We start from the raw sequence: 13,580 nt of genomic DNA on the forward strand, positions 1-13,580 counted from the left end.
TTGTTGACGAGGCGAACCGGTACCGGCGTGGCGCTGTGCGCCAACGCCGCGACCAGTTCCTCCGCGGTGGGTCGGCGGACAGGATCATCGACCAGGGCCGGCGCGACCGCCACGGCAACCGATGCCGCGTCCGGACCGGTCGCCTGCGGCATCGCCGCCAGCAACAGACTCGCGAGATCACTGACGTCCACCGCGGGCGTCGCGGATGTACCCGCCAGACCCGCGACACCGACGCCGGCGAGTACCGGCCGGCCGTTGGGCTCCAACAGGACGTCGTCAGGATCGAGTCGTCCGTGTACGACACCGGCAGCATGCGCCGCGGCCAACGCCTGGGCCAGCGGCAGCCCGACCGTGACGACCTCACCGGGGTCGAGGCGATCCCGCGTCTCCAGGAGTTGGCCCAGGCTGATCGCCCCGACAACAGGCTCGGCGACAACCGCGAGGCCCTCGGCAGTGGCAACCACGTCGATGAGCGGGAGGAGATGGGGATGGGATAGCCCGAGCAGGACCTGCGCCGCTCGCATCGCGGCATCCCTGGCCGCCGCGTCCGGCGGCAGCCGGATGCGGCGGACCACACACTCGGCCCCCGTGGCCACCACGCGGCCGGCCCAGACCTCCCCGGCACCGCAGCCTCGAACACGTGCCCGCAACACCACCCCGCGGACGGCCGGACCACCCGAAATCCCATGGTAGCCGCGAGAACCCATGGAATCGTCCATTGCTGTCACAAGCAGTGACGGTAGGCCGAAAAGGCCGTTCTGTGCAGCCCTCACCGGAAACCTGTGGATAACTCATGCGAACAGCCGGTCCGAGTAGGTTGGCCGCGCCACGGCCCGACACATCGCGGCCCGACACATCGCGGCCCGACGGAGATACCGTACCGAAACGTAGGAGGCACCATGAACATCCTGGCGACCAGCGCCGGCTTCGTGCCGGACGGGCGGTGGGGCGCACGGGTCGGCCCGATCATCCACCACGCGCTGCGCCTGGCCGGGAACCCCGCGCGTCCCAAGCTCTGTCTGTTGGCGACCGCAAGCGGCGACGACCCTGCGAGCTATTCGCGTTACTACGCGGCACTCGCGCGTGACCTGCCGGACCTGCGCGCGTCCCATCTCGCCCTGTTCCCCATGCCTACCGTGGCCGACGTCCGTGCGCACCTGCTGGATCAGGATGTGATCTGGGTAGGCGGTGGCAGCGTCGCGAACCTGCTCGCGGTGTGGCGGACACACGGACTCGATACGATCATGCGGGACGCGTGGACGGCCGGGGTGGTCCTGGGTGGCGTGTCCGCGGGGTCGCTGTGCTGGCATATCGGAGGTACAACTGACTCGTTCGGTCCGGACCTGCGCCCGGTCACCAACGGGCTCGGCCTGCTGCCGTTCAGCAACACCCCGCACTACGACTCCGAAGCCGGCCGACGTCCGCTGTACCAGAAGCTGGTCGCCGAGGGCGTGCTGCCACCCGGTTGGGCCACCGACGACGGTGTCGGCCTGCATTTTCACGGCACCGAACTGGTGGAGGCGGTCGCGGACCGGGCCGACGCCTTCGCGTGGCACGTCGAACAGGACCCGGCCTCAGGCGTGCGGGAGACACGGGTAATCGCCCGGCGCCTTCCGGAGGTGTGACGCCGGCAGTGTGACGCCGACGGTGTCTTCCCCAGCGTCTCTGGGAGGATTCCCCGGGTTAGCGTAGCCTCATTTTTGTGGAGGTCATGCGGCTGGGCCTGGTTCCCTATGACGATGCCTGGCAGTTCCAGCGCTGCCTGGCCGACCGGCGGATCGCCGCCGAAGCGGACGACACGCTGATCCTCCTGGAACATCCCGACGTCTACACGGCCGGTCGCCGCACCGAGCCTTGGGAGCGTCCCTTTGACGGCACCCCGGTGGTGGACGTCGACCGGGGTGGGAAGATCACCTGGCACGGGCCGGGCCAGCTGGTGGGCTACCCGGTCGTGCGCCTGCCCGAACCGCTGGACCTGGTGGCCTACGTCCGCACGCTGGAGGCCGGGTTGATCGCCGCCTGCGCCGACCTCGGCCTGGCGACCACACGGGTGGCCGGGCGCACCGGCGTGTGGACCACCGACGGTGAGCGCAAGATCGCGGCGATCGGCGTCCGGGTCCGCCGGCGGGTCGCCTACCACGGCTTCGCCCTCAACTGCTGCCCGGATCTGACCGCCTTCACGCGCATCGTCCCATGTGGGATCACCGACGCCGCAGTGACGAGTCTGAGCCGGGAGCTCGCGCGGACCGTGACCGTCCCCGAGGCCCTGCCCATTGTGGAAGACCACCTGGTCGACGTGCTGAGCGCCTTCACGACCCGCGCCACGGTGCCACGGACCCTACCGGTGTCGACGTCCGAACCCCACCGGCCGGTTCGGGACACCGAGGCAGTGCGAGAGGCGGAGATGTCAGGGTGAGCGCGGTTACACCGGAGGGCCGGAAGTTGCTGCGCCTCGAGCTGCGCAACGCGGCCACGCCGATCGAGCCCAAGCCGCCGTGGATCCGGACCCGGCTGCGGACCGGCCCGCAGTACTCCGAGATCCTGGGGCTCGTCCGCGACAAGGGCCTGCACACGGTGTGTGAGGAGGCCGGTTGCCCGAACATCTACGAGTGCTGGGAGGACCGGGAGGCGACCTTCCTCATCGGCGGGGACGTGTGTACCCGGCGTTGTGATTTCTGCCAGATCGATTCGGGGCGACCGGCCATGGTGGACGCCGACGAGCCGCGCCGGGTCGCCGACTCCGTCCACGCCATGGGGCTGCGCTACGCGACCGTGACCGGAGTCGCACGCGATGACCTACCCGACGGCGGTGCGTGGCTGTACGCCCAGACGGTCCGCGAGATCCACGCACGGTGCCTCGGCGTCGGTGTCGAACTACTGATCCCCGACTTCCACGCCCGTACCGAGCAGCTCGCCGAGGTGTTCGGGGCGGCTCCCGAGGTACTCGCGCACAACATCGAAACGGTGCCGCGGGTGTTCCGCCGGATCCGGCCGGGGTTCGGCTACGACCGGTCGCTGGACGTTCTGCGGGCCGCCCGCGCGGCCGGCCTGGTGACCAAGTCGAACCTGATCCTCGGGCTCGGCGAGGAACCCGCCGAGATCCTCACGACCATGGCCGACCTGCTCGCCGCGGGCTGTGAGCTGCTGACGATCACGCAGTACCTGCGGCCCAGCCCACGTCATCACCCGGTGGAGCGCTGGGTGCGCCCCGAGGAGTTCGCCGAGTTGCGGGACGAGGCCGAGCGGATGGGGTTTGCCGGGGTGCTGTCGGGTCCGCTGGTCCGGTCGTCCTACCGCGCGGGTCGGATGTACCGGCAAGCGGTCGAGCAACGCGCCGGCGTCGGGCGCTGAGAGCGCCCGGCCGACACGATTCTTACCCAGAGTAGCCACTGCGGTGGTGTACGCGTCCCGGCGGAACTAGGCTCACCGGAAAGTCACTCGTCCGCAACACGTGGATGAAGGTCGAGACCATGATTGACAATGCCTACGACCGGTCCGGGAGGTCTGTGTGGTCGTGTTGAGGTCACTTCTGACCGCCGTTGAGGAACTCACCCTGCTGTTGCTGCCACATGGCGGCCAGCGAACCGCGCGCCGCAACGCATGGCGTGCCGCCGTCGATCTTCATGTGGGGGTCGACCAGCACGCCGAGACCCCGTTGACGGTCAGCCGCATCCCACCACAGACCGGGGGTCGGCTCGCGGTCGCCGCCGAGCGCTGACCAACCGGTCACGAAACAAGCGATCATCGCATGCCGAAGACCACCACGGTAGGGCCGTCGTCCGCGCGGGGTCGTAGGCTCGCGGTCATGGCGCGCAGGAACAGGTCCGGCAGTGACTCGCCGAGCACCGGTACGACAAACCCCGGCACGGCGAAGACCGCGACGACGAAGACCAGTACGACGAAGACCGGTACGGCGACGACCGCGACAACAGGGCGCAAGCGAGCAGTCGACGCCGGGGGCGGGGCGGCCAAGCCGAGTCGTCTCGCACAGATCAGGACCATATTCCGGCTCACCCGAGAACGTGATCCGCGCGCGCTCTGGTTGTCACTGGGCGGTCTTGTTGTACCCATTGTCATCACAATAGTGCTCGGCGTGCTGGTCGGACCGCTGTGGATGTGGCTGCCCATCGGGATCATGGTGGGCCTTGTCAGCGCCATGAACATCTTCAGTCGACGTGTGCAGCGGACCGCCTATGCCGAGATGGAGGGTCAGCCCGGCGCGGCCGCCGGAATCGTGGAACGCATGCGTGGCGACTGGCGACTCACGCCCGCTGTCGCGATCAACCGTCACCAGGACGTGGTACACCGCGTGGTCTGTCGAGCCGGCGTCGTGATCATCGCCGAGGGGCGGGGCCGCGGCCAGCGGGAGCTTCTGGGAAATGAGGTGCGACGCGTCCGCAAAGTGATCGGCGAGGCCCCCGTCCACGACATCGTCATCGGCACCGGGCCTGGTGAGACGCCCCTGCCCAAGCTGCAGGGAACCCTCATGCGGCTGCCCCGCGCCCTACGACGGGGCGAGGTGGACCCCATCGAGCGACGGTTGCGGGCGGTGACCGCACCGGTCCTGCCCATCCCCAAGGGGCCGATCCCCCGCAACATCCCCCGCGGCGGGAAGATTCGATAATTTTCTGATCATCGTGCGGGATCGCGAACGATCACGGTGCCAGCGGCCCGATCATGGGTGCCGCGCAGATCGCGGTCCCAGATGAAGGCCGGGACGAGCAGGCCGAGAAGCACGGTACGAACGGCTGCCCACCACCATCGCGCCCGGCCGTGGTCGCTCACCCGAACAACGCGGGCGCCGACCATGCGCATCCCGAGGGTCTGCCCGTTCGCCGCGATCAGGACGAACTCCTCCAGCAGAAACGCAAGGTAGACGGCGAGCCCGCGGGCATCGACCGAGTAGCGGACCCCGAAGAGCACCGGTACGCCCACCAGCAGGTTGGCCACGACGGCGTCCACCGCGAACGCAGCCAGCCGGTGGCCGAAACCCACCACGGCACCTGGGCCTTCCCCCGGTAGGCCGAGTCGTACACCGGGGGGTGTGTCCCGAGGTAGTTGCGGACCTTCCAGCCAGTTTCCGAGAGCGCGTCCCACGGCGCAAGCGTATGCCCCGCGGACACCCCGGGCCGTCAATCACTGAGAGTGACAAATCAGGGCGATGTTACCGCAGCGAAACGACTTCATCATGCCGACGGAACCATATGGGGTTACGGTCCGCATCGGGTCATGGCGTATCCTTCCTATCCACACAGCCATGAAGCTTCCCTGGAGGGTGGATGTTCACAAACGCCGAAGACGTACTTCGCTACATCACGGACGAGAGCGTTGAGTTCGTCGACGTCCGCTTCTGTGACCTTCCTGGAATTATGCAGCACTTTACGATCCCGACTGAGGTCTTCGCCGAGTCGGTGTTCACCGAGGGCCTGATGTTCGACGGGTCCTCGATACGTGGCTTCCAGGCGATCCACGAGTCGGACATGCTGCTCCTACCCGACCCGAGCACGGCCTTCGTCGATCCGTTCCGCGAGCACAAGACACTCGCGATGACCTTCTTCATCCATGACCCGATCACGAAGGAGGAATACTCCCGCGATCCGCGCAACACGGCGAAAAAGGCCGAAGCCTACCTGCGCGGGACGGGTTTCGCGGACACCGCCTACTTCGGCCCGGAGGCCGAGTTCTACATCTTCGACGACGTTCGTTACGACTACAACCCGTACGGTTCCATGCACGCCGTCGACTCCGTCGAGGCAGCCTGGAACACTGCCCGCAAGGAAGAGGGCGGGAATCTCGGCTACAAGCCCAGGTTCAAGGGTGGCTACTTCCCGGTACCCCCGACCGACCATTTCACCGATCTGCGCTCGGAGATGGTGCGGGCGCTGTTCCGCGCGGGTATCACCGTCGAGATGCAGCATCACGAGGTGGGGACCGCCGGGCAGGCCGAGATCGACATCCGGTACAGCACGCTCCTGCGGACCGCCGACAACCTGATGCTCTACAAGTACATCATCCGCAACGTCGCGCTGTCCCGCGGCAAGACCGTGACGTTCATGCCGAAGCCGCTGTTCCAGGACAACGGCTCGGGCATGCACGTCCACCAGAGCCTCTGGCAGGGTGACGAACCTCTCTTCTACAGCGAAAGCGGCTACGGCGGCCTGTCCGAGCTGGCCCGGTACTACATCGGTGGGCTGCTGCACCACGCGCCGGCGCTACTGGCGTTCACCAACCCCACCACGAACTCCTATCGACGCCTGGTACCGGGCTACGAGGCGCCGGTCAACCTCGTCTACTCGGCGCGCAACCGTTCGGCGTGCTGTCGCATCCCGCTCAGCGGCGTCTCGCCCAAGGCGAAGCGGATCGAGTTCCGCGTGCCCGACCCGAGCTGCAACCCCTACCTGGCCTTCGCCGCCATGCTGATGGCCGGTCTCGACGGCATCCGCAACAAGATCGAACCGCCGGACCCGATCGACAAGGACCTCTACGATCTGCCGCCCGACGAGCTGGCCGCGGTGCCGCAGGTGCCGGGATCACTGGAGAAGGTACTCGACGCCCTCGAAGCCGACCATGACTTCCTGACCGAGGGCAGCGTGTTCACGCCCGACCTGATCGAGACATGGATCGACTACAAGCGCGTCAATGAGGTTGACGCCATTCGCCTGCGCCCCCACCCCTACGAGTTCCAGCTCTACTACGACATCTGACGCCGGGCATCGGCCGGCGGACATCCGAACCAGGGACATCCGACCGGCAATACAGGGGACAAGCGGCACGTCGATCGGCGCCCGGTTCGCGGAAAGACCGCGGGCCGGGCGCTGTCGTGTGCGTGGGCGGCCGGACCCGGCTGGCGGACCGCATAGCCGACGGTGTGGAGGACTTTGTTCCCGGGTGCTGGGAAGCAGTTGCGGAAAGCCCGAAAACTGAACTGTCCGGCAACGCGTGATTGACCGAAAATTTACCGTGGTGGAACTACGGGGAAACTGGACGCGACGAAGATCCGGACGAACCCTCGTGTCACCGCGGCCGGGGTCGAGCAATCCACAGGCGCGCGATGAGACACTCCGCTATGTGCCACTCCAACCACGGGGAGTATGAGTGAGTTACCAGGCCGAGTACATCTGGATCGACGGCACCAAGCCGGAACCCCTGATGCGCAGTAAAACCCGCATCGTTGCCGACGGCAAGGAACCCGACATCTGGGGCTTCGACGGCTCAAGCACCAACCAGGCACCTGGATTCAACTCGGACTGCGTCCTGCAGCCGGTGTTCACCTGTCCGGACCCCCTTCGCGGTGGGGCCAACGTCCTGGTGTTGTGCGAGGTCGCGCTGACCGACTTCACCCCGCACCCGACCAACACCCGTGCCTTCTGCCGGCAGGCAGCCGAGAGGTACGCCGACCAGGCCCCCATGTTCGGAATCGAGCAGGAGTACACCTTTTTCCAGAACGGCCGGCCGCTCGGCTGGCCGGAGGTGGGCTTTCCGGCCCCGCAGGGTCCCTACTACTGCGGTGTCGGTGGCGAGAAGATGGTCGGTCGTGCCATCGTCGAGAAGCACACGCAGGCATGCCTTGACGCGGGTCTTGCGATCGAGGGCACCAACGCCGAGGTCATGATGGCCCAGTGGGAGTTCCAGATCGGGGTACTGCCACCCCCCGCCATCGGCGACCAGATCTGGGTCGGCCGCTGGTTGCTGCACCGGGTGGCCGAGGACTTCGACGTCACCGTCTCGTTCGCGGCGAAGCCCATCCCCGGCGACTGGAACGGCGCCGGCGCACACACCAACTTCTCCACCAAGGCCACGATGGAGAGCTGGGAAGCCATTGTCACCGTATGTGAGGCACTTGGTACCCGGGTGCTGGAGCACGTCAAGAACTACGGCGACGGGATCGAGAAGCGCCTGACCGGTCAGCACGAGACCGCGCCGTACGACACCTTCTCCTGGGGTGCCTCCGACCGCGGCGCGTCGGTCCGCATCCCGTGGGCGGTGGAGAAGGCCAAGAAGGGCTGGATCGAGGACCGTCGACCCAACGCCAACATGGACCCCTACCTCGTCACCGGCCTGATTGTCGACACCTGCTGCAGCGCTCTGGCCGGCACGAGGCCGACCCTGGCCATCCCAGGCCAGAAGGACCCGGCCGAGACCGCCGTCACGGTCTGATCTGTACCATCGTCCTGATCTCTACCATCGTCGCGGATCGCGGGACCCCGTGCCACGCCGAAGGCGTTGCGCGGGGAAAGCCCGCTATCCGATGGACGACCCGCCCGCACCTTCGCGGGCGAAGAGAGTCTCGGCCACCGCACGTGCTCCGGCAGCCATCCGCCGGTAGTCGCCGAGCAGCGCCTCGGCCTGCTCCGCCGGATAGCCGACCGCCCTGGCGACCTGGGCCAGTGCCCGCGGTGCATGCGGCAGCACGTCGCCGGGACGCCCCCGGGTCAGTGTGATCGCGTTGCGGAGCCGGGATGCCGTGGTCCACGCGTCCGACAGGGTCGCGGCCTGCGCCGGGTCGAGCAGGCCGGTGGCCGCGGCGGCCCGAAGGCCCGCAAGCGTTGACGTCGTGCGCAACACCGGGATCGCATGGGCGTGACGCAGCTGCAGCACCTGCACCACCCACTCCACGTCGGTGAGACCACCGGGCCCGAGTTTGAGGTGCAGGGAGCGGTCGACACCCCGCGGGATGCGCTCGGTCTCCATTCTGCCGCGCAGCCTGACGACCTCGGCCACGGCATCAGGTGGCAGCAACGGCGGATACCGGATCTCGTCAACCCAGGCACGGAACCGGTCACCCAGCTCCGCATCACCGGCAACCGGCCGCGCCCGCAACAGCGCTTGGGTCTCCCAACCCGCTGACCACCGGCGGAAGTAGGCGGCATAGCTGGCCGCCGTGCGGGTCATCGGACCCGCACGGCCTTCCGGGCGGAGCTGCACGTCGAGAATCAACGGCGGGTCACCGGCGGGCACCGCGAGCAGTCGGCGTAGTTCGGCCACGACCGCCCCGGCGGCGTCGGCCGCGTCGCTGTCCGTGACACGAGCCTTCAGGGCGGTCCCCACGGCCGTGGGGACGGCCGTTCCCGCGGCGGTCGCCGGGTCGTCGATCGGCTCGTGGACGAACACGACATCGGCGTCGCTGCCGTAAGACAGCTCAGCCCCGCCGAGACGACCCATCGCCATCACCGCGATCCGCACCGGCAGCGGCCGGCCGGTCTCCTGTTCGAAGCGGCGTTCCGCCACGTACAGGGCCGCCTCGATCGTCGCGGCCGCAGCGTCGGACAGTGCCCGGCCGACCGCGGCGACGTCGAGCAGTCCGAGCAGGTCCGCGCAGGCGACGCGGACGAGTTCAACCCGACGCACCGCCCGTGCCCGCCCGACCGCCTGCTCCCCGCAAGGATTGCGGTGGGCGATCGCAATCATCGCCTGGACCAGCTGCTCCCGGGTGCGTGGACGCAGGTCGTCGATGGTCCGCAACAGCCGTACCGATTCCGGTGCACGCTGCATCAGATCCGCGACGTAACGGCTCGTGGCCAGCACGCGGCACAACCGTTCGGCCGCGCCGCTGTCGTCCCGCAACAGCCGCAGATACCAGGGAGTACGTCCCAGCGCCTCGCTCACCTGGCGGTAGGCGAGCAGGCCGGCGTCGGGGTCGGCCGCATCGGCGAACCAGTGCAGCATCGCCGGGAGCAGACGGCGTTGGATGGTGGCGGTCCGGCTGACACCGTTGGTCAGCGCTTCGATGTGGCGCAGCGCACGTGCGGTGTCGGCGAAGCCCAGCGCGGCGAGCCGGTCCCGGGCCTCCGCCGGGGTCAGGCGAACCTCCTCGACGGACAACCGCGCCACCGCCTCCAGCAACGGTTGGTAGAAGAGCCGCTCGTGGAGCCGCCGCACGAACCGGGCGACCCGGGCATGCTCGGCCACGATCTCCGCGGCGGAGGTGAGACCCAGAGAGCGGGCGATCCTGCGCAGTTCGCCGGGGTCGCGGGGCAGGGTGTGTACCCGGCGGAGCCGTTGCAACTGCAGGCGATGCTCGGTGCCCCGCAGGAAGCGGTACGCGTCCGCGAGACCGGCCGCGTCCCGGCGGGCGACGTAGCCGCCGCGGGCCAGCGCGTCCAGCGCGGACAGGGTCGAGACCGTCCGCAGCTTGGGGTCGGTCCGGCCGTGGACGAGCTGGAGCAGCTGGACGGCGAACTCGACGTCGCGAAGTCCGCCCGGACCGAGCTTGAGATTTCGGTCGGCGTCCCCCGGCGGCAACGACCGCTCCACCCGCCGCCGCATCGTCTGAACGTCGCTGACGAACCCCGGCCGCGACGCCGCCGACCAGACCAGCGGTCCGACCGCGGCGCAGAACCGCTCCCCCACGTCACGATCACCCGCAACCGGGCGCGCCTTGAGCAGAGCCTGAAACTCCCAGGTTCTCGCCCATCGCCGGTAGTAGGCGTCGTGGCTGGCCAGGGTACGGACCAGCGGGCCGTCCCGGCCTTCGGGCCGTAGTCCCACGTCGATCTGGAACAACGCACCCTCGCCGGTGACCGCCCCGCAGGCACGGACCATCCCCTCCGCGAGACGGGTCGCCGCCTCCAACGCGGCAACCTCGTCACCGCGGGTCCCCTCAGCTCCGCGGCTACCGTCGGCCTTCTCGGCCTTCTCGGCACGCTGTCCGGGCTCTGCCACGAACAGGACGTCGACGTCGCTGACGTAGTTCAGTTCCCGGCCACCGCACTTGCCCATACCGACGACGGCGAGACGAACCGGGGCAGCCGTCGGCGACAGCGCCGAGCGGGCGACGGCGAGCGCGGCGTCAAGAGCGGCTCCCGCAAGGTCGGCAAGCTCCGCGGTGGCATCGTCGAAGGGGACCGCACCGGTGAGATCACGGGCCGCGAGGACGAACAGCGCCCGGCGGTAGGCCACGCGCAGCGCGTTGAGGACATCGGTGCCGTCACCGGCCGCTCGCGGCCAGGTAACGTCCGGATCCGCCCCGACAGCGCGCAGCAACCGCTCACGGGTGACGCGGTGCTCCGGTGCGGCCCGCATCACACTGTTGTCCGCGATCACCCGCCAGTCGGTGGGGTGGCGGACCAGATGATCGCCGAGGGCGGCACTGACGCCGAGCACCGCGACGAGCCGGCTGCGCAGCCCTGGCTGCCGGGCCAGCGCCGTGAGCAGGTCAGCGCCGATCTCGGGCGGAGCCCTGTCCACGATCCGTTCGATGGCCGCGAGCGCGAGGTCGGGATCGGCGGCCCGCGACAGCTCCACCAGGACGGCATTACGGGAAAGATCGACACCTGAGGGATCGCCGGAACCGGACGGCATCACGACCGCAGCACCGGCGAGCCCGTCGGTGCCGGCGAGCAGCCCGAGCCGCCGCAGGCCGGCAGCCGACCTGTCGACGTTGCTGAAACCCATCCGGGCAAGCTGTGCCTGCACGGAGCTGCCCCGCGGATGGATGAACCCGGATTCATCGGTCCCGCGCACGTGTCTCATCCTGCTGAAAAACGCCCCTGCTCGCAATACGGCTTGCTCACAGGATCGGTAGGTACCGGTCAATCTCGAACGGCGTGACCTGGCGGCGGTACTCGGCCCATTCGGCACGCTTGTTCCGCAGGAAGAAGTCGAAGAGATCGTCGCCGAGCGTCTCGCGAACCAGCGCGGACCGCTCCATGATGCCGATCGCCTCCGCCAGCGAACCGGGCAGTGCCGTGATACCCCGCTCCTGGCGCTGCGACTCGCTGAGCGTCCACACGTCGTCGGCCGCCGGCGGCGGGAGCTCGTAACCCTCCTGAATGCCTCGCAGACCGGCAGCGAGAATCAGCGCGAAGGCGAGGTAGGGATTGCATGCGCTGTCCGGCGAGCGGAACTCGATACGGGTCGTGTTCGGCTTGTTCGGTTTGTACAACGGCACCCGGACGAGTGCGGACCGGTTGTTGTGCCCCCAGCAGACATAGGCGGGTGCCTCCAGCACCTCACCGGCGCGCTGGTCGCCGACTATGCGCTTGTACGAGTTCACCCACTGGTTGGTGACCGCGGTGATCTCGGCGGCGTGGACGAGGAGACCGGCGATGAACGCCTGCGCGACCTTGGAGAGATGGTAGGCGTCGGTCGGGTCATGGAATGCGTTCCGATCGCCTTCGAAAAGGCTGAGATGGGTGTGCATACCGGACCCGGCCTGATCGCTGTAGGGCTTCGGCATGAAGGTCGCGTAAACGCCCTGGCGGAGCGCGACCTCCTTCACCACCTGACGAAAAGTCATGATGTTGTCGGCGATGGTGAGCGCGTCCGCATACCGCAGGTCGATTTCCTGCTGCCCGGGCGCGACCTCGTGGTGACTGAACTCGACCGATATCCCCAGGCGTTCCAGAACCCCGATGACCTGCTGTCGGAATTCATGGCTGACATCGTTCGGGGTGAGGTCGAAATACCCGGATTCGTCGACCGGTGGCGGCACCGGGGCACCCCGCGTCGGCGGTTGCCGCAGCAGGAAGAACTCTATTTCGGGATGGGTGTAGAAGGTGAAACCGGCGTCCGCGGCATTGGCCAGCGTGCGACGCAGGACCCAGCGTGAATCCGCCGGGGACGGCATACCGTCGGGCATGACGAGGTTGCAGAACATCCGGGCGGTGACCGGGCTGTCGCCGCGCCAGGGCAGGACCTGAAAGGTCGACGGATCAGGTCGTGCGAGCATATCGGCCTCGTGCACCCGGGCGAAACCCTCGATCGAGGAACCGTCAAAGCCGATACCCTCGGCCAACGCCCCCTCAAGCTCCGCCGGCGCGATCTCGACGGACTTCAGCACCCCGAGCACGTCGGTGAACCACAGCCGGACAAACCGGATGTCTCGTTCCTCCATCGTACGCAGGACGAATTCCTGCTGCTTATCCATGATCGCCTCCGCGCTGAGGGTCGGGCTCGCCGTCGCGGGCGGGCGAGGTGTGCTACGGCCGACCATAGCTACCCGCCGGCCGACACGCTGCAACGTAGTGCTTCCGCAATCAAACTCGTAGCCGGACGTTACGAGCAGGCCGGTGCGGGCCACGACGCATGAGGGTAAACATCCACCGGGCGCTCTAAGCTCCACCCATGGCCCAGTTGCGTGTCGCGCTTGCCCAGGTCAACACCGTAGTAGGAGATCTTGAAGCCAATGCGGACCTGGTCAGCGGATGGGCGAAGCGCGCTGCGCACCGCGGCGCCCACCTGGTGGCGTTCCCCGAGATGACCCTCACCGGATACCCCGCGGAGGATCTCGTCCTGCGCCGCTCGTTCGCCGAGGCGTCCCGCAACGCCGTCGACCATCTTGCCCGGCGCCTAGCCGACGAGGGCACCGGGGAGCTCGCCGTGATCGTGGGGTACCTCGATACCTCCCGCACGCCCGCGCCGCGGCTGGGTCGTCCCGCGGGCGAGCCGCAGAACGCGGCCGCGGTGCTGTGGCGCGGCAACGTCGTGGCCCGCTACGCCAAGCACCACCTGCCGAACTACGGCGTGTTCGATGAGTTCCGCTATTTCGTCCCCGGCCACGACTTCCCGGTTGTCCGCCTGCACGGCGTGGATGTCGCGCTCACCATCTGCGAGGACCTCTGGCAGGACGGTGGACCGGT

General features: G+C 68.3%; 13 protein-coding genes. 8 read left to right on the forward strand and 5 right to left on the reverse strand.

What is annotated here, in order from left to right:
- A partial coding sequence (locus U9978_RS22450) for a protein kinase domain-containing protein (protein ID WP_322763133.1) occupies nucleotides 1-773 on the reverse strand: 773 nt, incomplete at its 3' end.
- A 126-nt stretch (nucleotides 774-899) separates the two neighbouring features.
- Between U9978_RS22450 and U9978_RS22455 the strand changes: the two genes are divergently transcribed.
- The 4 genes from U9978_RS22455 (at nucleotide 900) to U9978_RS22470 (ending at nucleotide 3,718) form a co-directional block, all read left to right on the forward strand.
- On the forward strand, nucleotides 900-1,625 hold the full coding sequence (locus tag U9978_RS22455) for a peptidase E (RefSeq protein WP_322763134.1): 726 nt from the start codon (nucleotides 900-902) through the stop codon (nucleotides 1,623-1,625).
- A gap of 86 nt (nucleotides 1,626-1,711) precedes the next feature.
- Nucleotides 1,712-2,416, forward strand: a complete 705-nt coding sequence (lipB, locus tag U9978_RS22460) for a lipoyl(octanoyl) transferase LipB (RefSeq protein ID WP_322763135.1) — start codon at nucleotides 1,712-1,714, stop codon at nucleotides 2,414-2,416.
- Nucleotides 2,413-3,351 (forward strand): lipoyl synthase, encoded by a 939-nt coding sequence (gene lipA / locus U9978_RS22465; RefSeq protein WP_322763136.1) that lies wholly within the window; start codon nucleotides 2,413-2,415, stop codon nucleotides 3,349-3,351. The genes lipB and lipA overlap by 4 nt, the downstream gene beginning before the upstream one ends.
- Before the next feature lie 163 nt (nucleotides 3,352-3,514).
- A complete protein-coding gene (locus tag U9978_RS22470; protein ID WP_322763137.1) occupies nucleotides 3,515-3,718 on the forward strand; it encodes a hypothetical protein in 204 nt (67 codons plus the stop codon).
- 23 nt (nucleotides 3,719-3,741) lie between these two features.
- Here U9978_RS22470 and U9978_RS24220 read toward each other — a convergent pair whose 3' ends face one another.
- Nucleotides 3,742-4,014 carry a hypothetical protein gene (locus U9978_RS24220; protein ID WP_416211103.1) on the reverse strand — a complete coding sequence of 91 codons (273 nt, stop codon included), beginning with the start codon at nucleotides 4,012-4,014 and terminating at the stop codon, nucleotides 3,742-3,744.
- Here U9978_RS24220 and U9978_RS22475 point away from each other — a divergent pair.
- The gene (locus tag U9978_RS22475; protein WP_416211102.1) at nucleotides 4,001-4,624 is read left to right on the forward strand and encodes a DUF4191 domain-containing protein; all 624 of its coding nucleotides are present in this window, start codon (nucleotides 4,001-4,003) and stop codon (nucleotides 4,622-4,624) included. The genes U9978_RS24220 and U9978_RS22475 overlap by 14 nt on opposite strands.
- A gap of 8 nt (nucleotides 4,625-4,632) precedes the next feature.
- Here the strand turns inward: U9978_RS22475 and U9978_RS22480 are convergent, their stop codons facing one another.
- Nucleotides 4,633-4,995: an RDD family protein gene (locus U9978_RS22480; protein WP_322763138.1), complete on the reverse strand. Its 363-nt coding sequence runs from the start codon at nucleotides 4,993-4,995 to the stop codon at nucleotides 4,633-4,635.
- A 284-nt stretch (nucleotides 4,996-5,279) separates the two neighbouring features.
- Between U9978_RS22480 and glnA (U9978_RS22485) the strand changes: the two genes are divergently transcribed.
- Both glnA (U9978_RS22485) and glnII read left to right on the forward strand, forming a co-directional pair.
- Nucleotides 5,280-6,704 carry a type I glutamate--ammonia ligase gene (gene glnA / locus U9978_RS22485; protein WP_322763139.1) on the forward strand — a complete coding sequence of 475 codons (1,425 nt, stop codon included), beginning with the start codon at nucleotides 5,280-5,282 and terminating at the stop codon, nucleotides 6,702-6,704.
- A 391-nt stretch (nucleotides 6,705-7,095) separates the two neighbouring features.
- Nucleotides 7,096-8,157: a glutamine synthetase GlnII gene (glnII, locus tag U9978_RS22490; RefSeq protein WP_322763140.1), complete on the forward strand. Its 1,062-nt coding sequence runs from the start codon at nucleotides 7,096-7,098 to the stop codon at nucleotides 8,155-8,157.
- Between the two features lie 84 nt (nucleotides 8,158-8,241).
- Here the strand turns inward: glnII and U9978_RS22495 are convergent, their stop codons facing one another.
- The gene (locus U9978_RS22495; protein ID WP_322763141.1) at nucleotides 8,242-11,463 is read right to left on the reverse strand and encodes a bifunctional [glutamine synthetase] adenylyltransferase/[glutamine synthetase]-adenylyl-L-tyrosine phosphorylase; all 3,222 of its coding nucleotides are present in this window, start codon (nucleotides 11,461-11,463) and stop codon (nucleotides 8,242-8,244) included.
- A 46-nt stretch (nucleotides 11,464-11,509) separates the two neighbouring features.
- Nucleotides 11,510-12,868, reverse strand: coding sequence for a type I glutamate--ammonia ligase (gene glnA, locus U9978_RS22500; RefSeq protein ID WP_322763142.1), 1,359 nt, complete (start codon nucleotides 12,866-12,868; stop codon nucleotides 11,510-11,512).
- A gap of 197 nt (nucleotides 12,869-13,065) precedes the next feature.
- Here glnA (U9978_RS22500) and U9978_RS22505 point away from each other — a divergent pair.
- Nucleotides 13,066-13,580 (forward strand): nitrilase-related carbon-nitrogen hydrolase (locus U9978_RS22505; protein ID WP_322763143.1); only part of this gene is annotated, 515 nt, incomplete at its 3' end.

Source organism: Protofrankia sp. Cr2, from assembly GCF_963555885.1.
In the GTDB taxonomy this organism is placed as follows: Bacteria; Actinomycetota; Actinomycetes; order Frankiales; family Frankiaceae; genus Protofrankia.